General features: G+C 34.0%; 18 protein-coding genes and 1 tRNA gene. 16 read left to right on the forward strand and 3 right to left on the reverse strand.

The annotated features are described in order from the left end of the window. Positions 1 to 3: 3 nt before the first annotated feature. Positions 4 to 603, forward strand: a complete 600-nt coding sequence (locus ACW9W4_RS03400; RefSeq protein WP_457761113.1) for a tetratricopeptide repeat protein — start codon at positions 4 to 6, stop codon at positions 601 to 603. On the opposite strand, the gene dph2 is transcribed toward ACW9W4_RS03400, so the two are convergent. Continuing rightward, positions 604 to 1,599, reverse strand: coding sequence for a diphthamide biosynthesis enzyme Dph2 (gene dph2, locus ACW9W4_RS03405; protein ID WP_179362525.1), 996 nt, complete (start codon positions 1,597 to 1,599; stop codon positions 604 to 606). It lies immediately after the preceding gene. 82 nt (positions 1,600 to 1,681) lie between these two features. Between dph2 and ACW9W4_RS03410 the strand changes: the two genes are divergently transcribed. Next, positions 1,682 to 3,010: a TiaS agmantine-binding domain-containing protein gene (locus ACW9W4_RS03410; protein WP_457761447.1), complete on the forward strand. Its 1,329-nt coding sequence runs from the start codon at positions 1,682 to 1,684 to the stop codon at positions 3,008 to 3,010. Position 3,011: 1 nt separating this feature from the next. Here the strand turns inward: ACW9W4_RS03410 and ACW9W4_RS03415 are convergent. Continuing rightward, positions 3,012 to 3,086 (reverse strand) — tRNA-Met (locus tag ACW9W4_RS03415). A gap of 82 nt (positions 3,087 to 3,168) precedes the next feature. Between ACW9W4_RS03415 and ACW9W4_RS03420 the strand changes: the two genes are divergently transcribed. The 11 genes from ACW9W4_RS03420 to hisI are packed head-to-tail and all read left to right on the forward strand — an operon-like array spanning position 3,169 to position 12,919. Further along, entirely contained in the window at positions 3,169 to 4,260 is a 1,092-nt protein-coding gene (locus ACW9W4_RS03420; RefSeq protein ID WP_457761114.1) for a PQQ-dependent sugar dehydrogenase, read from the forward strand. A 1-nt stretch (position 4,261) separates the two neighbouring features. Continuing rightward, on the forward strand, positions 4,262 to 5,518 hold the full coding sequence (locus ACW9W4_RS03425) for a hydroxymethylglutaryl-CoA reductase, degradative (protein WP_457761115.1): 1,257 nt from the start codon (positions 4,262 to 4,264) through the stop codon (positions 5,516 to 5,518). Positions 5,519 to 5,556: 38 nt separating this feature from the next. Further along, positions 5,557 to 6,534, forward strand: a complete 978-nt coding sequence (gene hisG, locus ACW9W4_RS03430) for an ATP phosphoribosyltransferase (RefSeq protein ID WP_457761116.1) — start codon at positions 5,557 to 5,559, stop codon at positions 6,532 to 6,534. After that, entirely contained in the window at positions 6,534 to 7,805 is a 1,272-nt protein-coding gene (hisD, locus tag ACW9W4_RS03435; protein WP_457761117.1) for a histidinol dehydrogenase, read from the forward strand. The genes hisG and hisD overlap by 1 nt, the downstream gene beginning before the upstream one ends. Further along, positions 7,802 to 8,872, forward strand: a complete 1,071-nt coding sequence (gene hisC / locus ACW9W4_RS03440) for a histidinol-phosphate transaminase (RefSeq protein WP_457761118.1) — start codon at positions 7,802 to 7,804, stop codon at positions 8,870 to 8,872. The genes hisD and hisC overlap by 4 nt, the downstream gene beginning before the upstream one ends. Continuing rightward, on the forward strand, positions 8,869 to 9,843 hold the full coding sequence (locus tag ACW9W4_RS03445; protein ID WP_457761119.1) for an HAD-IA family hydrolase: 975 nt from the start codon (positions 8,869 to 8,871) through the stop codon (positions 9,841 to 9,843). The genes hisC and ACW9W4_RS03445 overlap by 4 nt, the downstream gene beginning before the upstream one ends. Before the next feature lie 25 nt (positions 9,844 to 9,868). After that, complete coding sequence (gene hisB, locus ACW9W4_RS03450; RefSeq protein WP_457761120.1) at positions 9,869 to 10,456, forward strand: imidazoleglycerol-phosphate dehydratase HisB; 588 nt, start codon at positions 9,869 to 9,871, stop codon at positions 10,454 to 10,456. After that, complete coding sequence (gene hisH, locus ACW9W4_RS03455) at positions 10,456 to 11,061, forward strand: imidazole glycerol phosphate synthase subunit HisH (RefSeq protein ID WP_457761121.1); 606 nt, start codon at positions 10,456 to 10,458, stop codon at positions 11,059 to 11,061. Before hisB ends, hisH begins: the two co-directional genes overlap by 1 nt. After that, on the forward strand, positions 11,058 to 11,765 hold the full coding sequence (hisA, locus tag ACW9W4_RS03460; protein ID WP_457761122.1) for a 1-(5-phosphoribosyl)-5-[(5-phosphoribosylamino)methylideneamino]imidazole-4-carboxamide isomerase: 708 nt from the start codon (positions 11,058 to 11,060) through the stop codon (positions 11,763 to 11,765). Before hisH ends, hisA begins: the two co-directional genes overlap by 4 nt. After that, on the forward strand, positions 11,762 to 12,565 hold the full coding sequence (hisF, locus tag ACW9W4_RS03465) for an imidazole glycerol phosphate synthase subunit HisF (RefSeq protein WP_457761123.1): 804 nt from the start codon (positions 11,762 to 11,764) through the stop codon (positions 12,563 to 12,565). The genes hisA and hisF overlap by 4 nt, the downstream gene beginning before the upstream one ends. A 24-nt stretch (positions 12,566 to 12,589) precedes the next feature. After that, positions 12,590 to 12,919, forward strand: a complete 330-nt coding sequence (gene hisI, locus ACW9W4_RS03470; RefSeq protein ID WP_457761124.1) for a phosphoribosyl-AMP cyclohydrolase — start codon at positions 12,590 to 12,592, stop codon at positions 12,917 to 12,919. A 1-nt stretch (position 12,920) separates the two neighbouring features. Here the strand turns inward: hisI and ACW9W4_RS03475 are convergent, their stop codons facing one another. Further along, positions 12,921 to 13,496, reverse strand: a complete 576-nt coding sequence (locus ACW9W4_RS03475) for a hypothetical protein (RefSeq protein WP_457761125.1) — start codon at positions 13,494 to 13,496, stop codon at positions 12,921 to 12,923. Positions 13,497 to 13,707: 211 nt separating this feature from the next. Between ACW9W4_RS03475 and ACW9W4_RS03480 the strand changes: the two genes are divergently transcribed. The 3 genes from ACW9W4_RS03480 (at position 13,708) to ACW9W4_RS03490 (ending at position 21,658) form a co-directional block, all read left to right on the forward strand. After that, positions 13,708 to 14,922, forward strand: coding sequence for a threonine synthase (locus tag ACW9W4_RS03480; protein ID WP_457761126.1), 1,215 nt, complete (start codon positions 13,708 to 13,710; stop codon positions 14,920 to 14,922). After that, a complete protein-coding gene (locus ACW9W4_RS03485; RefSeq protein ID WP_457761127.1) occupies positions 14,922 to 16,253 on the forward strand; it encodes a ThiF family adenylyltransferase in 1,332 nt (443 codons plus the stop codon). The genes ACW9W4_RS03480 and ACW9W4_RS03485 overlap by 1 nt, the downstream gene beginning before the upstream one ends. A gap of 215 nt (positions 16,254 to 16,468) precedes the next feature. Beyond that, positions 16,469 to 21,658, forward strand: a complete 5,190-nt coding sequence (locus ACW9W4_RS03490; protein ID WP_457761128.1) for a hypothetical protein — start codon at positions 16,469 to 16,471, stop codon at positions 21,656 to 21,658. Positions 21,659 to 21,719 lie beyond the last annotated feature (61 nt).

Consider the following 21,719-nt stretch of genomic DNA (forward strand, 5'->3'; position numbering starts at 1 on the left):
GATATGGAAGATCCAAAAACAAATTCAATTTTAGATGAAGCCAATAGATTATTTTTAACAGGCAAATTACGTGAGGCCATTACATATTATGATAAAATTCTAACTGAAAATCCCCAACATGTAAGCTCGCTTAACAATAAGGGATATGCTCTCAGTAAACTAAAAGATTTTGAAAATGCAATAATATGCTATGATGCTGCTTTAGAGAGTTCTCCAGATGATCTTTCTTTATTAGTTAATAAAATCTCTTCATTTCGTAAGCAAGGAAAATTTGTAGATGCATTGTCAATATGTAATAATATTTTAGATAATAATTCAAAATATAACATTGCGTTATACCATAAAGAGAGAATTTTATTTTCTATGGGAAATTATGATGAATCTATTGAATGCTGTGATCAAATTTTGAATGATTATCCTAAAAATGGAGATGTTTTATTTGATAAATCTTGCAGTTATGTTATGTTGTCCAAAGATGATGAGGCATTAGATTTGCTTGAGCATGCAATTTCTCAAGGAATACAATACAAAATTAAAGCTAAAAAATCAAAAATATTTAAAAAACTCTCTACTAATACTCGATTTGAAAAATTAATTTTGTAATTATAACCAATGTGGAATTTCTAAATATTCCCCAATACTTTCTTTTCGTAAAACTTTTAGAAGTGCATTAGCTTGTGGGGTGGACAAAACTGGCTTGTCAAATTGATTATCTGTAGAAATTCTTGGGCATGCAACTTGAATAAATGCATCAATTCCTCTAAGATTGTTTAATCGTTCATTTGTAATATCTGTAAGTGCAAATAACTGAACTGTCTTTCCTTCTTTTTCTAATTCTTTTTTAAATTTTAAACCAAATACTTTTGATAATTGCCCTTCTTTTAATCCAATAATTATTCCAAATGATTTTGCTTCAGCAGCTTTGAATATTGCTAGAGATGCTTTCTTTTTTAGTGAACGTGCAAATTCTGTTACTTCTCTTACTTCGTTAAAATAAGGATCTAACACAAATGTTGGCAAATTTGTAGATAATGCAATTCCTGCAGCGTGAAAATTACTTTGTCCTAAAAATACATAGGCATCAACTTCTTTTTTTAGTTCTGTTGCAGGATAAAATTCACAACCAAACACTTGGCCGTCATTTAATTGCCCTTTACCTTTTCCAATTTTTACTTTAATTCCATTTTTTGTTAAAATTTTTTCAACTCTATCCATTTGATGTAAATGTTGACTGTCTGTAACAAGTGAAATTAATTTTCCCTTTAAGAGATCTGTACATTGCTCTGCAACATTATCAAATCCAACATCATCAAAAGCATCAATTAAAACTAAATTTTCTTCTAATGATTCTGTATTAATTGTATGTCCAATATTAAATTGAATTTCAGCTCCTAGTATTTTTGAACCTGTTGTATTCAAATCACAAGTTCCCCATGTGGTATCTGCTAAAACATATGCTGGAATATCATACTTTGCTGAAATTTTGATTGCCATATCTTGAACTTGAGGCAACATGCCATCTGGACCATTTAATGAAACTGATGCTGGCTTTTTTTCATCTATTTCTTTGAAAATTCTTGCTTCATCTATTATGATCAATTCAGCTTGGAATAACTCATTATTAATTTAAATCAACTGAAGCGTACAACAACTAAAAATGTCTGATCAATTAAAAAAAGTCATGGAAAAGGAAACCATCTTAAATGTTGGATTTGATGATACTGATTCACCTAAAGGAATGTGTACCACATTTCTTGCTTACAAAATTGTTGATTCACTTCAAAAGCAAAAAACAGAATTTTTAGATTTTCCACGATTAATTAGATTTAATCCTAATATCCCGTGGAAAACTAGAGGAAATGGAGCAGTTTCTTTTAAAATAAAGACAAAAAATCCATCTAAAATTAAAAATCAAATTAAAAATCTTGTTTCAAAATACTCTGATACTAAAAATGGTGCTAACCCTGGATTAGTATTTTTTGAAAGTGATAGTATCCCATCTGAATTTACTAAATTTAGTAAATTAGCTTTATGGCAATTAATTAATCGAAACAATGCAAAAACATTTGCTAAAAAAAATAATCTTGAAATTCATTTCCAAGGAAATGGCCAAGGATTAGTTGGTGCTATAGGTGCAATAGGTTATGATTTCCAAGATCACACATTGGAACTTTTAAGCTACCGTAAAAAATCAAAATTTGGAAAAGAGAGAAAAATTTCTACTGCAAGTGTAAAACATATGCAGGAAAAAACTTCTCCTAACACGTTTAACAGTTTTGATACAAAGAAAGGTCGAGTTTTAATTACTCCACATGGTCCAGATCCTGTTTTTTATGGCGTAAGAGGTGAAAATGTCGATTCTTTGGTTTATGCTACTAAAATTCTCAAAACAACTGAAAAATTAGATGGATATATGATCTTCAAATCAAATCAAGGAACTGGTGATCATTTGAAAAATGAATTAACTTTTGAAAATATGAAACCTTACGCATCTGGAAAAATTTCTGGGATTGTATCTAATACGCCAAAAATTGTAAAGGGTGGGCATGTATTTTTTAAAATTATTTCAAATAATCATGAATTTTGGTGTGCTGTTTACAAACCAACAGGCATGACTATGGTTGCATCAAATTTGCTAAAAGGAGATAAAATTAGTGTTGGCGGAGGAGTTAGAAAAGCTTCAAAACATTTCCCACGAATACTTAATCTTGAATTTATTAATGTTATTTCATTAGAAAAGAATACCATACTATCAAATCCCCAATGCAATAAATGCCACAAAAAAATGAAATCTAAAGGCATCAATCAAGGATTTCAGTGTATTCGTTGTGGAAAAAAAGCTTCTAAAAAAATTACTACAAAAATTTCAAGAGATATCAAAAAACAACTATATCTTCCAAAAATATCTGCACATAGGCATCTAAGTAGGCCTTTACAAAGAATTGGAACAATTAACAAATCATCAAAATTTGACAAATCTCTTTCATGGTTTTGTGTATATGAAAAATAAGTAGCGGGGAGTAGATTTGAACTACTGAACTGCGGGTTATGAGCCCGCCGGGATGACCTGGCTTCCCCACCCCGCTGAACATAAATAAAGTTGAGCCGTATATACGCTTTATCAAATTCTTGAAAGTAATTAATAGGATTTGAAGAACTCTTGTTTTCATGGATAAAAAAATTCAAGTTGCTGCAATTGTTGTTGCTATTGTATTTTCAGCATTAGTTTTAACATCACCTACAGATCCAATTCCATTACCTCTTCCAAATTCTAATTCTGAAAATGACTTTGTAACTATTTTAGCTAAAAATCTCGATAAGCCTAGAGCCATTGCTGTTTCTAATGATAGGATTTTTGTTACTGAAAAAGATGGAATGATTAAAGTAATTCAAAATAATACTTTGTTAGAATCTCCTTTAGCTACATTTCGTGGAGCTGATGTGTTTGATGGCGGATTGTTAGGAATTGCATTACATCCAGATTTTTCAACTAATCATTACATGTATGTATTTTTGACCTATGAAGAAGATGATAATTTATGGAATAAGATTTTAAGAATTACTGAATCAGAGAATAAATTACAAAATGCAGAAATTATTTTAGATAAAATTCCTGGCTCTACATTTACAAATGGAGGTTTTTTAAAATTTGGTCCGGATGAAAAATTGTATGTAGGCACAGGTACTATTTCTGATGCTTCTCATTTACCACAAGATCTTGATTCTCTATCTGGAAAAATTTTAAGATTAAATGATGATGGTACAATTCCTGATGATAATCCCTTTTCAAATTCACTTGTCTATTCTTTAGGACACAGAAACCCTCAAGGAATGACTTGGGATGACGATGGAAATTTCTTTGTTGCAGAATTTGGTCCAGAAAAAAATGACGAAATTAATCTAATTCAAGCAGGGAAAAATTATGGATGGCCTGAAGAGCAATGCTCAGGTGATAAAATTTTTGAAGATGCCCTTCTTTGTTATGATCCAAGTATAGAACCTGGAGGTATCTTATTTTATTTTGGGGATTCCTTAGACTTTGAATCCTCATTTATTATGGCATCCATGAGGGCAGCAAATCTATACCAATTAGATTTTGAAGAAGGATTGAGTTCACAAAAGTCAATTCTTAGTGGTATAGGACGTGTACGTGATGTAGTACAAGGCCCTGATGGTAGTCTGTATGTAATTACTTCAAATACAGATGGAAAAGGTTTTCCAGATAGTATGGATGATAAACTATTGAGGATATTAAAATAAAATGCCTGATTCATCAATTTCAAAATTTTTTGAAAAATCTAGACAAGAAAGATTAGATGTTGTTGCCAATTTTGCAAATCTCTCAAATGAAGAATTAGAAATCCTTCAAAATGATAATGGAGGAATTTCTTTTGATAAAGCCGACAAAATGGTTGAAAACGCCATTGGAACCTTCTCTCTTCCTTTAGGAATTGCTACGAATTTTAAGATAAACGGTAAAGATTACATTGTCCCTATGGTCATTGAAGAACCATCAGTAATAGCTGCTGCATCAAAGGGAGCTAAAGTTGCACGAATTAAAGGCGGATTTGAAGTTTTTGCTGATGAATCTTTTAGTATTGGCCAAATACAAATGTTAGATGTTGATATCCCATCAGCAATATTGGAAATAAAAAATTCTACAAACGAAATAATACAACTTGCAAATTCAAAAAGTAACACTTTATCTAAAATGGGAAAAGGTGCTAAAGAAATTTCATGTAAAGAAATTGATACATCATCTGGAAAAATGCTAATTGTTGAATTACTTATTGACGTAGGTGACGCAATGGGTGCTAATATTACAAATACCATGTGCGAAGCTATCTCTCCTCTAATTGAAAAAATTACTGGTGGAAGAGCATTACTGAGAATACTATCTAATTATTCTACTAGACGAATGGTAAAAGCAAAAGCAGTATTTGAAAAAGAAGCTGTAGGTGGAGAGCAAGTTGTTGATAATATTATTTCTGCATTTGAGTTTGCTGATAATGATGTGTATCGAGCCGTTACTCATAACAAAGGTATCATGAATGGAACAATAGCTGTTGCAAATGCAGTAGGTCAGGATAGTAGGGCAATAGAGGCAGCATCAAATGCTTATGCTGCACATACTGGAAAATACCGTTCTTTGAGTAAATGGAGCAAGGATGGTGAGGGAAATTTAGTTGGGATTTTGGAAATACCACTTTCTGTAGGAATTGTAGGTGGTATTGCAAATGTTCATCCAGTAGCCAAAGTGTGCACAAAGATTCTAGGAGCAACATCTGCACAAGAACTTGCATGTGTAATGACTGCTACTGGATTGGCTCAAAATTATAGTGCAATTCGAGCTCTTTCAACTGAAGGGATTCAAAAAGGACACATGCGTCTTCATGCTAGGAATTTAGCTGCTGCTGCAGGTGCTACACCTGATCAAATTGATGAAATTGTTCAAAAAATGATTGAAGAAAAGAAAATTTCACTTGATAGAGCTAAAGAATTACTTGAGCAAATTTAAACATGCGATTATATACCTAAAAAGTGAAAAAATTAAAAATGTCTGAAGTAAAATTTGCGATCCCAAAAGGAAGTTTAGAAGAAGCTACTTTCAAATTGTTAGAAAGATCGTTTACTAAAGTAAATCGAAAAAGTAGAACATATCGAGTTTATCTAGATGATCCTAGCATTGTTGTCAAAATGCTTCGCCCTCAAGAAATTCCAACAATGGTTGCAGAAGGATTGTATGATGTAGGAATTACTGGAAAGGATTGGGTAGGGGAAACAAATTCTGATGTTGAACCAATCTTAGATTTAGAATATGGAAAAATTAGACTAGTAATTGCATTTCCGGATAAATACAAATACAAAAATCTTGATGAAATGATTGCAGATTATGGTAAAAAGAAGAAAACACTTAGAATATCATCTGAATATCTTACAACAGCATCAAAATTTCTAAAACAATCAAAATCTTACAAAAAATATTATGGTTCAAAAGATCCTCTAATTGTTACTCCCTGGGTTAGATTGGGAAATAACAAAAGTGTTCAAATTCATTTATCCTTTGGAGCTACAGAAGCCAAGCCACCTGAGGATGTAGATGCAATCATGGATGTTACAGAAACTGGAACTACTCTAAAACAAAATAAACTCAAAATTGTAGATGAGGTTCTTACTTCAACTGCACATTTGATTGCAAATAAAAAATCATTAAAAGATCCTAAAAAACGTGAAAAAATCTTTGATATAGTAACTTTGATGAGGGGTGCAGTTCAAGGCAAGAAATTCTTACACATTTATCTAAATGTTGAAGAAAAAAATCTGAAAAAACTATTGACACAGATACCATCTCTCAAAAAACCTACCATCAGCCCACTAAGCGAACAAGGTTGGTTTGGTGTAAATACAGTAATTCAGAAAGAAGAATTTCACAAACTCATTCCTAAATTACGAAAGATTGCTCAGGGTCTTGTAGTTCATGAACCTAGACAAATACTTGAACTTGAGGAAATAAAACGTGACGAAGAAAATTGATGAAAATAATCAAAGTAACAAATGTTGAACAGTTTGCAGCTAAAATACTTCCAAAACAGCCTCAAAATAACAAAACTATAGTTGAATCTATTCTAAATGATGTTAGAAAAAATGGAGATGCAGCAATTCGCAAATATGAAAAAAAGTTTAGCAAAGCAAACATATCTTCATTACATTTAACTCAAAATGAAATAAAAAATGCATATTCTAAAATATCAAAAACAGAACTTGATGCATTACGATTAGCAAAAGATAGACTTGGAAAAACAGAATCTTCAATTAAATCTCTTTTCAAAAATAAAATAATTAGACAGGACGGAATAAAAATTTCCAAAAAATTTATTCCTATTCAAAGTGTTGGGTGTTATATTCCTGGTGGATTGGCAAGATATCCAAGCTCTGCAATTATGTCTGTAGTTCCAGCTAAAATTGCGGGAGTAAAAAGAATTGTAGTTGTATCTCCTCCAAATTCTGCTGGAAAAATTGATCCATTAACAGTTGTCAGTGCTGATATTTGTGGTGCAAATGAAATTTACAAAACAGGTGGTGTTCAGTCCATTGCAGCATTATCTTTTGGAACAAAATCAATTCCCAAAGTGGATAAAATTGTAGGTCCTGGTGGTGCATTTGTTACAACTGCAAAATCCATGATAAGTGATAAAACAGGAATTGATATGCTTGCAGGTCCTACTGAATTAGGAATAATAGCCGATAGTTCAGCAAATCCAAAATTTGTGGCATTAGATTTAATTTCTCAAGCTGAACACAGTAATGATACATTTTGTTATTTGATCACAACATCTGAGAAAATAGCAAAATCTGTAAACAAAATTGTATCCGAATTAATTCCAAAAATTCAAAGAGGAAAAATAGTCCAGTCCAGTTTAAAGAATAATGGCTTTATTGGAATATGTAAAACTAATTCTGATATGATAAAACTTGCAAATATTTTAGCCCCTGAACACTTGCAAATAATGGCCAAAAATTCAGAATCTATCTCTTCAAAAATTACTTCCTCTGGGCTTGTTTTGATTGGAAATAATACCCCATCATCAGCAAGTGACTACATTCTAGGCTCAAATCATATCCTTCCTACTAATGGATTTGGAAAAATTAGGGGCTCGCTTTCTGTTTTGGATTTTATCAAAGTAAACACACAGATTACATCATCTAAAAAATCCTTGTCAAAGATTTCAAAACATCTTGAAGTTTTAACAAAAGCTGAAGGGCTTTCAAACCACTTTGAAGCCGTAAGAGGTAGATTAAATTGAAAAAAAATTGGTTTGAAGAAAAAATTAAGAAATTTAGTTCACTAGGTGGCTATCAAAAACCTGAACTGATTGAAGATTCTGTAAAACTTGATTCTAATGAAAATTATGTAATTCCAAAACAATTTCAAAACGATATAATTTCTTCTTCCAGAAAAAATTCTGACATTAGAGAATACCCACTAGGTGGAATTGAAAGATTAATTGCTACACTATCAAAATTTACCAAAATACCATCATCTATGATTGGTGTAGGTAATGGATCTGATCAAATTTTAGATTTGATTCTTTCAAATTTTGCATCAAAAGAAACAAAGGTTCTTACATCAAATCCTACATTTGGATTTTTTGAAGAGCGTTGTAAATTATATGATATACCTCTAATCACAATCCCGTTTTCTAATACTATGACATTGGATATTGAAGATTTTCTAAAACAATTAAAAAATGCAGATATTCTTTATCTAGATTCTCCAAACAATCCTACTGGATTTCAATTTACAAAAAGTGAATTACAAAAACTTGTAAAATCTTTTTCGGGTCTTGTAATAATTGATGAGGCATACGGTGAGTTTAGTGAATATTCGCTATCAAGTATGGTAAAGATTCAAAATAATTTAATTGTTGTACAGACTCTTTCAAAATCATTTGGATTAGCAGGATTACGACTTGGGTATTTTATTGCAAACAAAAAATTCACTGAAATTTTTATGAATGTTTTACAATATCCATATCCTATTAGCACAATCACAATTGAATCTGGAATTCATGCTTTGGAAAAATCAAAACAAATGAAAGATACTATTGGTATTATCAAAATTGAAAGAAAAAGAATTGTTGAAACATTACAAACTTTTGATGCCTTTGATGTGTTTGATTCCAAGGCTAATTTTGTACTATTTGATGCGCATGGTGCCTACAAACGTATCTACTCTGCACTTGCTGAACAGGGAATCTCAATTCGAAAATTGGGTAAAATTGGAAATCATAATGGATGTCTTAGAGTAACTATTGGAACAAAAGAAATGAACTCAAAATTCTTGTTGGCTATTCGTGATCTATTGGGATGACTTTAACAAAAAAATCTGATGGGATCTATACAGATGATTCTAAAATTCAAATTCTAAATAAAATAGATTCAATAATCTTTGACTGTGATGGGGTGTTAATTGATATTACAAAATCATATGATCTTACTATCATCAAAACTACTAGATATGTATTAGAACATCTGGCAAAAATTAATTCCTCTATTGATGTTGATTTTAAAATTATTGATGGATTCAAATCTACTGGGGGATTTAATGATGAAGTTGATTTAACTTATGCTGCTATAATTTCACTTGTTGCTGCAAAAAAATTAGAAAAAGATCCAACTAATTTTATCTTTGATGTAATTAAAAATTCTGATTCTACTGGTATTGTATCTGTAGAAAAATATATTGAAGATCAAATTGATATTTCAGATATCAAAAAACAATTATCTTATCCTGGAACTCATCATGATAATCCCCTGTACCAAATTTTTGATCAGATTTTTTATGGACCTGAATTATATGAAAAATTATTTAATAACACATCAAACTTTTCTGAACCTGGTTTAATCGAACAAGATGATGTACTTCTAAATGATATTTTATTTAAAAAATTACAGAAAAAGTTTGATTCAAAAATTGCTATGGTAACTGGAAGAGGAAAAAAATCTGTAAGTTATTCTTTAAAATCACTGCTTGAAAAATTTAATTTAGATAATTCTATGTTTCTTGAGGATGAACCACGTGAACTTGCAAAACCCAATCCAAAATCACTTTTAAATTCAATTAAAGGAATGAATTGCACTTCAACTCTTTATGTTGGAGATTCTATGGAAGATTTCATTATGGCCAAAAGAACTAGTGATTTAGGTCATAAAACTACATTTTGTGGAATTGTAGGAACTAGTAAAAACCCTCAAGAAAAATTGGAACTATTTGAGCGAAATGATGCTATATTGGTATTAGATTCAATTAATCTATTACCAAAGGTATTAAATTTAGAATAATACAATTACATAATCTGTGAGAAAAATGACACCACGAAAGGCATCAATTAAACGAAATACAAAAGAAACAAGCGTTTCTGTAACTGTAAATCTTGATGGAACAGGCAAGACATCTATCAAAACTGGAATAAATTTTCTTGATCACCTGATTGTATCCTTTGGCAAACATGGGATGATGGATCTCAAAGTTGACGCAAAATCTAATGATGGTATAGAACACCATTTGATTGAAGATACTGCAATTACAATAGGACAAACAATAGACAAGGCACTAAGTTCTAGACGTGGAATTACTAGATTTAGTTATGCTTCTGTTCCAATGGATGAATCTCTTGCTGAGGCTTCAATTGACTTGATCAAACGTCCATTTTGGAAATTAACATTATTGATTAAACGTAATAAGATTGAAGATATATCAAAAGAGGATCTTGAGCATTTCTTTCAATCTTTATTACAAAATCTCAATAGTTGCATTCACCTCACTGTAAAGTATGGAGACAATGATCATCACAAGGTTGAGGCTGCCATAAAATCACTTGCTGTTGCACTAAGAAATGCATCATCACTAGATAAAAAACAAAAAGGAATTCCAAGTACAAAAGGTTCAATGTAATGGTAAGTGTTGCAATTTTTGATTATGGAGCTGGAAATATTTTCAGTCTAAAAAATTCACTTGAAAAAGTAGGGGCTGCAGTTGATGTAATAACTAATTTTGATAATGAAAATAAATATTCTGGCTTGATACTTCCAGGTGTAGGAAATTTTGATCCTGCAATGAATAGTATTAGGGATTTATCTAAAATTCAATTTAAAGAATATGTCGGAAATATGCCTGTATTAGGTATTTGTCTTGGGATGGAGATGTTTTTTGAAAAAAGTGAAGAAGGTAAAGAGAAAGGTCTGAATGTTATTGATGGTGAGGTGGTTATACTTCCATCTAGAATGAAAGTGCCACATATGGGATGGAATAATCTTGAAATAAAAAAACCTGGAAAAATACTTGAAAGTGTGGAAGATGATTCATGGGTTTATTTTGTTCATTCGTATAGAGTAAAACCTAATTCTAATGATGTTATAACTGCTGAATCTGATTATGGAATTAAAGTTCCTGCTGTAGTGGAGAAAGATAATTTCTATGGTACTCAATTTCATCCTGAAAAATCAAGTACTGTAGGAAAAATAATGTTAGAGAATTTTCTTAGAGAGTGTAAAAAATGAAAATTATACCTGCAATTGATCTTATGGATGGTAAAGTTGTTAGATTGTACAAAGGGGATCCTGACCAAAAGACTGTGTATAGTGACAATCCTATCGAAATTGCAAAAAAATGGGAATTTGCAGGTGCAGATATTCTACATTTAGTTGATTTAGATGCAACTCTTGGGATTGGTTCCAATCTTGATATGATTAAAAAAATTCTTGAATTTGTTTCAATTCCAGTTGAGGTTGCTGGTGGATTAAGGGATAAATCATCTGTTTTAGAAGTGGCAAAATTATCAAAACGAATTGTTTTGGGGACTTTGGCATTCAAAGATAAACCTCTATTGAAATCACTGTTGTCTGAATTAGGATCTGAAAAAATTGTAATTTCAGTTGATCATAAAGATGGTGAAATCGTAATCAATGGCTGGCAAAAGAATACTGGAATTAAATTAATTCCTGCAATTAATGAATTCCTTGAAATGGGTTTTACTGAATTTTTACTAACAAATGTTAGTCGTGATGGAACTATGGAAGGTCCGGATTTAGAATTTTTAGAACAAGCATGTAATTTACCTAAAACAAATATCATTGCAAGTGGAGGAATCTCCAATCTTGGTGATGTTAAAGATGTAAAAGAAAAAAATGCCTTTGGAGTAATACTTGGTAAGGCACTGTATGAGGGAAAAATTTCAATTGAGGAGGCAAAAAAATTATCATGACATTAACTAAACGAATTATTCCATGTTTGGATGTAAAAAATGGAAGAGTGGTAAAGGGATTAAATTTTGAATCAATTAAAGATGCTGGAGACCCTGTAGAGTTAGCAAAAAAATATAGCAATGAAGGAGCAGATGAACTAGTTTTTTTAGACATTACTGCATCAGATGAACAGAGAAAAACCCTCAAAGATCTGGTGCGAAAAGTCGCATCAGTAATTGATATTCCATTTACTGTTGGAGGTGGAGTAAAATCATTAGAAGATGCTAGAAATATTTTACTAAATGGGGCAGATAAAGTTGGAATTAACACTGGAGCAATAAAAAATCCTAAAGTCATCACAGAATTAATGGAATTATTTGGACGTCAATGTGTTGTGATAGCAGTTGATGCAAAAAGAAATTACAACATAGATGATTCTAAAAATATTTTTACTGAGAATGAAAAACAATTCTGGTTTGAAGTTTTCATTTATGGTGGGAAAGAAGGTACTGGAATAGATGTCCTTCAATGGGTTAAATATGCTGAAAAATTAGGAGCAGGTGAGATTCTTCTTACAAGTATTGATAAAGATGGAACTAAAGATGGTTATGATATTTTACTGACTAAAAATGTCGTTGATTCAGTAATTATTCCTGTTATTGCTTCAGGAGGTTGTGGAAAACCTGATGACATGATTAACGTTTTCAAGGAATCAAATGTAGATGCTGCACTAGCTGCTTCAATATTTCATTATGAAACTCATGGCGTAAATGGTGTGAAGTCCTATTTGAAAGATAGAGATATCTCTGTAAGATTATAATAGCTATTTTTTATATTTTTAATTATGGAAAAAACTATTGATGATATAGATTTTGAGAAAAGTGGGGGCCTTGTGCCTGTAATAGTCCAAGATGCAAATACAAAAGTCGTTCTTACATTGGCTTATACAAATAAAGAATCTTTAGAACTTGCAAAAAAAACTGGAAACTCTTGGTTTTGGAGTCGTTCAAGAAATAAACTTTGGATGAAAGGAGAAGAGTCTGGCAACACTCAAAAAATTAAAGAAATTTTAGTTGATTGTGATTCTGATGCAATAATTTATCTTGTTGAACCATCTGGCCCTGCATGCCATTTGGGTGACAAAGTTTGTTTTCATAATTCATTAGAGAAATAAATCAGCAGATTGGTTCAAAATCACTTTCTTCCCCTGGAAGAATATCTTCTATAATTTTAAATTCTAAATTAGGATAATCTGTTCCTCTAAACACAACTCTCCAATCTCCTACAAAATCATCTGCAGTACAATATCCCTTTGTCTTTGAAAGTTGTGGTTCTACATAATAGTTGAAAGCAGGTTTATCTTCACCATCAAATGGAATTGTAATAAATACTGAATAATGTGTACTGTTTAATGGTCTTAGAAATGCAACTTGACCCTTCTCATCATATGCTAATCCACCAATTCTGAGAAAAATTTTCTCTCCTAAAACATATTCACTACGATCAATTTGAAATGGACCTGACGTTATCCATTCTCTTTCTTTTGGTGAATATTCATTTTCTAGATTTATTTTCTCGATTTCATTTAATTTTTCTTCAACCTCTGGAGTGACTTTTTCATTTGGTTGTAATTCTTTATTCAATGTATCTTCAACTTCCATTGTATTTGATTCTTGATTTGAAATTACAATAATTCCTCCTATTGCTATGATTATTCCTATTACAATTGGAATTACGCTCTTGCTATTCACACAAACACTCTTTCAAAAATATCTAAAAACCTTCCTCATAATTCAATTTACATAAAATTTGATCGTTTTACTTTTTTTACTCAAATCCTGCTTTTCCTATTTTTCACCTTATGTTCATTATTATTCATTATATTTTTTAATAGCTAAAATTAAGTATTACTTAACTTGATATTAGGATTTTTTATGTATTTTCTTAAAGGATGTATTGATCTTGACTAGAACTTCATTACAATGCAGAGAATGTAAAAAAGAGTATGATACTGCTTTCAAGTATATCTGTGATGAGTGTTTTGGACCACTTGATGTAAAATACAATTTTCCTACAATTACAAAGGATACATTTTCTAATCGTGAGCATACCTATTGGCGATATTTTGAATTACTACCAATAGAAGAAAAATCAAATATTGTAAGTATTGGTGCTGGAATGACTCCTCTTATCAAGGCTGATAATCTTGGAAAAAAACTGGGATTAAACAATCTTTACATAAAAAATGACTCTGTAAATCCTACATTTTCATTCAAAGACAGACCTGCTGGAGTTGCAATATCTAAAGCTAAAGAATTTGGATTAAAATCTGTTGGTTGTGCATCAACTGGTAATTTAGCGTCTGCAACTGCAGCACATGCAGCAAAAGCAGGTTTACCATGCCATGTATTTGCCCCAAGTAATATTGAGATGGCAAAAATTGCACAAGCACTATCTTATGGCGCAAATTACATTGCAGTTGATGGAACATATGATGATGCAAACACAATAGCTGCACAAATTGGTGACAGTAAAGGAATTGGTATAGTAAACATTAACATGCGTTCACATTATGTAGAAGGTTCTAAAACATTTTCATTTGAAGTAGCAGAACAACTTGATTGGCAAGTTCCTGATCAAGTTATAGTTCCAGTAGGAAGTGGTGCAATGCTTAATGCCATTTGTAAAGGGTTTGAAGAATTACAAACTGTCTCATTACTTGATGATGTTTCAAACATGCATATGATTGCAGCACAACCACATGGATGTGCTCCGATAGTTGATGCATTTAAGAAAAATAGTAAAGAAGTAATTCCGGTTGAACATCCTGACACTGTTGCAAAGAGTTTAGCAATAGGTGATCCTGGTGATGGTCGATATGTTTTGAAACGATTACAACAGTATAATGGATTTGCAGAAGAATGCAATAACAAAGAAATCCTTGATGCAATTTTACTTCTTGCACAAACTGAAGGAATATTTACAGAGCCTGCAGGCGGAGTTTCCATTTCGGTTCTTCAGAAAATGGTTGAACAAGGAAAAATTGATAGAAATGACAAAGTAGTATGCTATGTTACTGGTAATGGTCTAAAGGCCACTGAATCAATCATGGAAGTTTTAGAAAAACCAACTGTAATGAAGGCAGACGTTGGAGAAATATCGGCGGTAGTTAACTAATGAGCAATATTACATTTACAATTCCATCTGTGTTAAATCAAAGCGGTGGAGAGAAGAAAACTGAGATCTCAGCTGATTCTCTAACTGATGCATTTGCAAAGATTTCAGAAATTATGGGCGATGATTTTAAGCGTAGAGTTTTGGAGGGTGATGGAACCCCACGTTCATTAATTAACATCTACATCAATGGTAAGAATGCAAAATTTTCTAGTGGCATGGAAACTATTCTAAAAGATGGTGATGAAGTTTACATCTTACCTGCAGTTGCAGGTGGCTCTGAAGAATTAACTCCCAAAGAACTAGATAAATTTTCAAGACAAGTGATGCTCGAAGAAATTGGATATGGAGGACAATTAAAATTAAAAAATGCCAAAGTTTGTGTTGTTGGAACTGGTGGTTTAGGACATCCAATAATATCTAGATTAGCTACAATGGGTGTTGGGGCTTTACGTATTGTTGATCGCGATGTAATAGAATTATCTAATTTACATAGACAAATGCTGTTTGATGAAGATGATGTTGGTCAAGTTAAAGTTGAAGTGGCTGCAAAAAAATTACAGAAATTAAATCCTGATTGTAAAATTGAAGCTCTAGCTGTATCTGTAAATGATTATACTGCATTAGAAGTCGTTGAAGGATGTGATGTTGTAATTGATGCACTTGACAGTGTTAATGCAAGATATGCGTTAAACAAAGCATGTGTAAAGTTTGGAATCCCATTTGTAACAGGAGCTGCAGTTGGAACGTCAGGACAAGTCTTTACCGTTTTACCAAAAAAATCTGCATGCTATTTTTGTATGTTTCCTGAATTAGATGAAGATTCAATGCCAACATGTAGTATTGAAGGTGTTCATCCGCCAATACTTTCTATTGTTGGTGCAATTGAAGTTACAGAAGCTGTAAAAATAATTACTGGAAAAATTCCTAATCTCTCTGAAAGAATTTTACATATTGATTTGGAAAATTTAGACTTTAACAGTACTAGAACATTCAGAGCTGAAGAATGTCCAATATGTGGTACAGGAAAACTTGAAGTTGTACAAAAAGAAGAATTAATTTTAGAAGAGTTATGTGGACGCAATCGCGGAAAGAGAACTTACTCTATTACTCCAACTGAAACATTTGATCTTGATGTTAATGGTGTAACCGCAATTGGAAAACAAAAAGGATTCATAATTGATAATCAAGGAGACTTGGGATTATCTTTGAGAACTGACGAATTATCTGTTAGTTTTATGAAAAGGGGTTCAGCAGTTGTCGTAGGACCAAAAGATGAATCTGATGCCATATCCTTATACAAAACCTTACTTGGTAAAAAGATCAAGGCGTAAAATAGCCTACAAAAATTTCATAAATTATACATAAAATATAAAAAATTTAACGATCATTTACCATTCTATGTGTTGAATTATAATTAATATGATCCAACTATCCAAATATTATATTAAATTTGAATATTTACTAAAATAATTACAAAAAATCCAATAATTGTGGACAATTCGTCCATTAGTCTTTTATACTAATTTTTACGAAAAAAGCCAATAACATGAATAACGAAATAGGACGTAAAATAACTAGTCTTACATTAATGACAATTATGTTAGCAGGCGGTATGACAATTGCAGCCCCTGGCTTTATGCCAGCTGCACATGCAGCCAACGCTAACCTATTTGTTTCCGCAGAAAACTCACAGTTTGATAACTACATGTCAGGACCTCAAGTAATTGAGGTCGTTGTGATAGACTCAGATATTAACGATACAGACCAAGCAAAAGGTGAACCAGACGTAACCGTAAACGGCAAAGACCTGAGAATGGTACAAGCAGTTGACGGTAACTGGTATGGTTACTTTGCAGACCGTAACCAAGCTCAAATCGCAGATTCAACAGTTGCAATAGCAAACATTGGATCCGGATTAGACTTTGGTGCTTTCTGTGCTGCATCTTCTGGTACAGCTGCTCTAGGATTTGAGACATCTCAAACATCCGGAATAGCCCTTCCAATCAGTGCAAACGTAACTTCTGGTGTAACAGCCAATGGTACACAAACTGGTAGCTCAACAGGTGGTGTTATCACCAATACCTGTACAGCACTAACAGTAGCTGGTTCTACCGAAAATGGTACAATCAATGTTGTTAGAGAAGCAAAACAACCAGTAGCATCTTCAGGCAGCGTCAACCGAGGTCAAATCGGCCTTAAAAGTGGTGACGGTGTATGGCCTTTCATACAACTCTACAATCTAAACCCAACTGGTAACGTTGTCGTACAGTACAACAAAGGTGGTGGTGTTCAATCAACAACACTTACTTTTGATACTGTTGATCAATTTGCCAATGTAGGTTTAGACAGAGTAAAGTATCCGCAATTATCACAAGTCCACGCAACAATTACTGATCTATGGCTAAACATTGACCCAACTGATGAAGACTCTTGGACATTTGCAACTAACGTTGCCAATGTAACAGCTAATGCCGGACCTGGTCCGCATTATCAAGTATTCGATGAAAATGGAGCCTCTGGTGGTACAGCAATTAACATTGAAAATACATTAAATGACCTCATGTGTGAGGACAATTGTAGACTCCTTGTTAATACTAATGCACAAAGTGCAGCCAATCCAGTACTCACAATACAGGACAACGATGATTCTATCTTAACAAAGTTGAATTCAACTAGAAGCGCCAATAATGCAACAGCATTTGGTGTAACAGCTGCAACAGCAACATTAGGATCAGGATCAGTTCCAGTAACAATCGTCGAACAAGGTCCAAACAGTGGGGTATTTGGTACATATGATGAATCAGATGTATCAGTACTAAAAATCACTAGCAATGCAGCAAGGGGAACCTCTGCAACTATTGATTACAATGAATCAGCCAAGACTATTCTTGTAGGATTTGACTTTGCAACAGTAGATATCCAAGCAACAGATGACGAATGGAACTCTGGTGAAGAGATTCCAATAGTTATCGTTGATGGAGATCAAAACAAAAACAGTAGAGCTGATGAAGATTTGGATGTAAACAATCCAAATATAACTCTCATTCCTGCACTTAGTACAGGAGACCCATTTACTTTGGGTGAGAGTGGTGTAAATCCATCAGGAAGCACCATAGCAGCATCAATACAAGTTTTGGCTTCTAATGTAACCTTAGCAACCATCGCCACAGGCGTAGGTAGCTCAGGCCAAATTACAACCCCAACTGGTAGTAATCTACTTGGAAATAGTACAGGTACAGTAGATGTTGAGAAATTCAGTCAAAGAGGCCTTCTAAAGGCAGCTAACACTGTAAACTCAACAGGTACAGTATCATCTATTTTGATTGATCTAGAGACAACATTGGAAGAACTTCAAGCATCAATAAATGATAAAAGATCAACAACCTTCACCGGTTGGAACTTATTCAATTATGATATTAGATCTCTCTCTCCAACTGCCAACTCTGTAGATATCTTTGTGGTAAACTCAACTTCATCCATCTTAACAACGTCAGGAGATAGCCTAACACTTAGTGCTAGCGCTCCTTTCTATGTTCAGATAGTTGATGGTGGAAGCGCACAAGATTTGGTAACATTAAACAACTCTGCTGTTGAAGCAGCATTGTTTAATACAACTGGCGCATCAGGTAAAAACATTGGATTATTATTCCAATTTAACACTGCAATTGCAGCACTTGATGCAACAGAACCAATTGTCGCAGACTTTTTCTCATTTGGTTTCAGTAATGATGGTTTAGAAGCAGACGAAAGAATTGCTAACCAAATCATCAGAATTGAAGCTGAAGAAACAGGTGATAATACAAGTACCTTTACAGGTAGCTTGGAATATGTCATGATCAACCAACTTAACATTAACGACGAATCTACCTATCTAGGATTATCTCCAATTGCCAATGACCCAAGTTTCATTGTAATTGAAGATTTGACAGATGAAGATTCACCAAGAGTCAACTATAACGACTTAGGTGCAGACGGCGTTACAACACAAGTTTCTGATCAAGAAGAAGCCCCATCCCATTCAGGAATCGTATCATTTAATGCAGATTCATACAAGAATGCTGACACAGTTACAATCACACTAGAAGACTTAGATCTTAACGTAGACTCTGATCTTATTGATATCTATACCACAGTTTCAACCGCAGGTGATCAAAATAGAGATGTCGTCGGTAGCGGAAACGCTACATCTGGCGGTACCTCTGTTACACTCACCAACGGTGATCAACTTGGTAGATTACTAGATGTCACATTTGATGATCAATTATGGACTGCCGCCAACACTTGTGGATTAGATTCCGCAATTGATGCAGGTTTAGCAGCAACTGGTTTCACATTAATTGAAACTGGTACTGAAACCGGTAAATTTGTTGGTGACTTCCAAATCCCAGGAGCATGGTGCAGAGAAGATGCAACAACATCTGAATCTGTCACCGGTCTCGATATTGAAGTTAACTATGTTGACTTTAGAGATGCATCTGGTGAAATCATTGAAGTTGGCGACTCCGCAGGAGTTCGTGCAAACACAGGATCAGTAAGTCTTGACAGAACAGTCTATCCGGTACCATTTGGGGTTCCAGATAGATATGACACCAATTCCAAAACAACACCAACCAGTAGATCCGTATTCCCAATCCACCAAACTGGAATGGATACAGCAGGTACCACAAGGTCCTCTGCAGGTCTACAAGCAGGTGAGTTCTTGGCAAAAGGTGGCTTAACTGTCCACGTTAGAGTTAATGATCCAGACTTTGATACTTCCGCAAGTGGTGAAGATTCCATTGCAACAAATAAAGCCGGCACATCATTCGGACCTGTTAAGCTCTCTGTTATCAGAGGTGCTTCAACAGTAGTCTTAGGATATGCAGGCGGTCCAACTGTTATTGCAGGTGACATTGATGTCGGTGGCAACAATGCTACAGCAAGCAACGTTAGACAATTTGGTCCAATGAATGAAATCGCACCAGATGCAGGAATATTCGAATCTGATATCTTAATTAGATATACCGATGGTCCAGCAAGCAGCACATGTCCAGTTACTAATAACTTTATTCCAATTGACGGCACTGCCGACAATGGTAATAATGGTTATGACAACAGATTTGACTCTGCCCCAGCATCAGGCACAAATTATTGTATCTTACAAGGAGACATTCTCCAAGTAGAATACACTGATCCAGCCGATGCTTCAGGTGATGTCAATACTGTAACTGACTCTGCTACTTTTGACCTAAGAAACGGTGTATTACAATCTGACAAATCTGTGTATATAATCGGATCCGATATGATCTTGACCCTCATTGAACCAGACTTAGATTTGGACAATGATCAGGCTGAGACATATGACTTGGACTTAATTGAATGGGACTCTGATGCCGCAACCGTCACCATGGGTGACGCTGATGGTTCAGGAGCCGCATTTGACCCAGAACCACTAAACTTTAGAGAGACAGGTGACAGCACTGGAATCTTCCAGATTGTCATCGAGATTCCTCAAACTTTAGATGGTGATAACTTAGAAAGAGGAGAAGAAATTAGCCTCGAGTATACAGATTGGGGTCCATCAGGAGCTGACTATGTAGGTAACGAAGATGAAGATGTCAACTTGACAATATTCACTTCTAACTTTGGCGCAACTGTAGAGCTTGACCAAAAAGTTTACACATGGACTGATAAAGTATACATTACCATTGTCGCACCAGATCACAACTTTGACGGTGATCTAGTTGACTCAATCGGTGACACTGATCAAGACCCAATAAAGGTCTCAACCAGAGGATTCGATATTGACAACTACAAACTCGTCGAAACTGGTACTGACACCGGCATCTTCACAGGTGAGATTATCCTAACAGGATTTGAACACGATGCAGATGGCGTTACAGGTAGTGATACTAATCCAAGAACATCAGCAGACGGCTCCGGCCCAACTGATGGATTCCTACAAACTGACGATGATGACGGACTTACTGTCTCCTTTGAATTTTCAGAGGATGAAACTGTAGTTGGTTCATCACTTATCAGATGGAATATTGGTGAAGTTCAGTGGCTTGAAGCAAGCTATCCAGCAAGCGGAACAGGTGTAATAAGAGTAATTGATCCAGACATGAACTTAGATCCAGAAGCAGTCGACAACTTCGATGTCGATGTGTGGTCTGACTCCGATGCCGGAGGTATTGACCTTACTGTAACTGAGACTAATGAGGCAACTGGAATTTTCGAGGGTACTGTATTCTTTACAGTTTCTGATGAATCTTCTGGTCACAGACTCAGAGTCGCAGAAGGTGACACTGTCACCGCAGAATATGAGGACAATACATTACCAGATCCGTACACAACTGCAGATGAACTTGATATTACTGCCACTTCACTAATCGGCACTGTAGTACCACCTCTCGAGAGAGCACCAGCTGCTAACTTGAGAACCGTTGATGCATTCGGTAACAGTTTAGATACTGTCTCCGTTGACCAACAGGTACAAATCAGCGCTGACTTAGCAAATGGTCAGGATAGAGAGCAATCATTCGCATACTTGGTACAGATTCAAGATGGTAACGGTGTTACAGTCTCACTAGCATGGATTACAGGTTCACTATCTGCTGGTCAATCATTCAGCCCGGCATTATCATGGATTCCAACACAAGCAGGAACTTACACAGCAACTGCATTTGTATGGGAATCAGTAGATAATCCAACGGCATTATCACCACCAGTCAGTACAACCGTAACTGTACAATAAGTAAGAAACTAGTTCTAATTTTCCTTTTTTTCTTTTTTTTGAATACCTCTTAACGAAAGTT

It is taken from the genome of Candidatus Nitrosopumilus sp. bin_7KS (assembly GCF_054095835.1).

Excerpts from the sequence above, each read along its gene's own strand:
- hisB (WP_457761120.1), top strand. The coding sequence starts at position 9,869 with ATGACACCACGAAAGGCATCAATTAAACGAAATACAAAAGAAACAAGC.
- ACW9W4_RS03400 (WP_457761113.1), top strand. The coding sequence starts at position 4 with ATGGAAGATCCAAAAACAAATTCAATTTTAGATGAAGCCAATAGATTA.
- ACW9W4_RS03485 (WP_457761127.1), top strand. The coding sequence starts at position 14,922 with ATGAGCAATATTACATTTACAATTCCATCTGTGTTAAATCAAAGCGGT.
- ACW9W4_RS03420 (WP_457761114.1), top strand. The coding sequence starts at position 3,169 with ATGGATAAAAAAATTCAAGTTGCTGCAATTGTTGTTGCTATTGTATTT.
- hisF (WP_457761123.1), top strand. The coding sequence starts at position 11,762 with ATGACATTAACTAAACGAATTATTCCATGTTTGGATGTAAAAAATGGA.
- hisH (WP_457761121.1), top strand. The coding sequence starts at position 10,456 with ATGGTAAGTGTTGCAATTTTTGATTATGGAGCTGGAAATATTTTCAGT.
- ACW9W4_RS03410 (WP_457761447.1), top strand. The coding sequence starts at position 1,682 with ATGGAAAAGGAAACCATCTTAAATGTTGGATTTGATGATACTGATTCA.
- hisI (WP_457761124.1), top strand. The coding sequence starts at position 12,590 with ATGGAAAAAACTATTGATGATATAGATTTTGAGAAAAGTGGGGGCCTT.
- ACW9W4_RS03425 (WP_457761115.1), top strand. The coding sequence starts at position 4,262 with ATGCCTGATTCATCAATTTCAAAATTTTTTGAAAAATCTAGACAAGAA.
- ACW9W4_RS03445 (WP_457761119.1), top strand. The coding sequence starts at position 8,869 with ATGACTTTAACAAAAAAATCTGATGGGATCTATACAGATGATTCTAAA.
- hisD (WP_457761117.1), top strand. The coding sequence starts at position 6,534 with ATGAAAATAATCAAAGTAACAAATGTTGAACAGTTTGCAGCTAAAATA.
- hisA (WP_457761122.1), top strand. The coding sequence starts at position 11,058 with ATGAAAATTATACCTGCAATTGATCTTATGGATGGTAAAGTTGTTAGA.
- ACW9W4_RS03490 (WP_457761128.1), top strand. The coding sequence starts at position 16,469 with ATGAATAACGAAATAGGACGTAAAATAACTAGTCTTACATTAATGACA.
- hisG (WP_457761116.1), top strand. The coding sequence starts at position 5,557 with ATGTCTGAAGTAAAATTTGCGATCCCAAAAGGAAGTTTAGAAGAAGCT.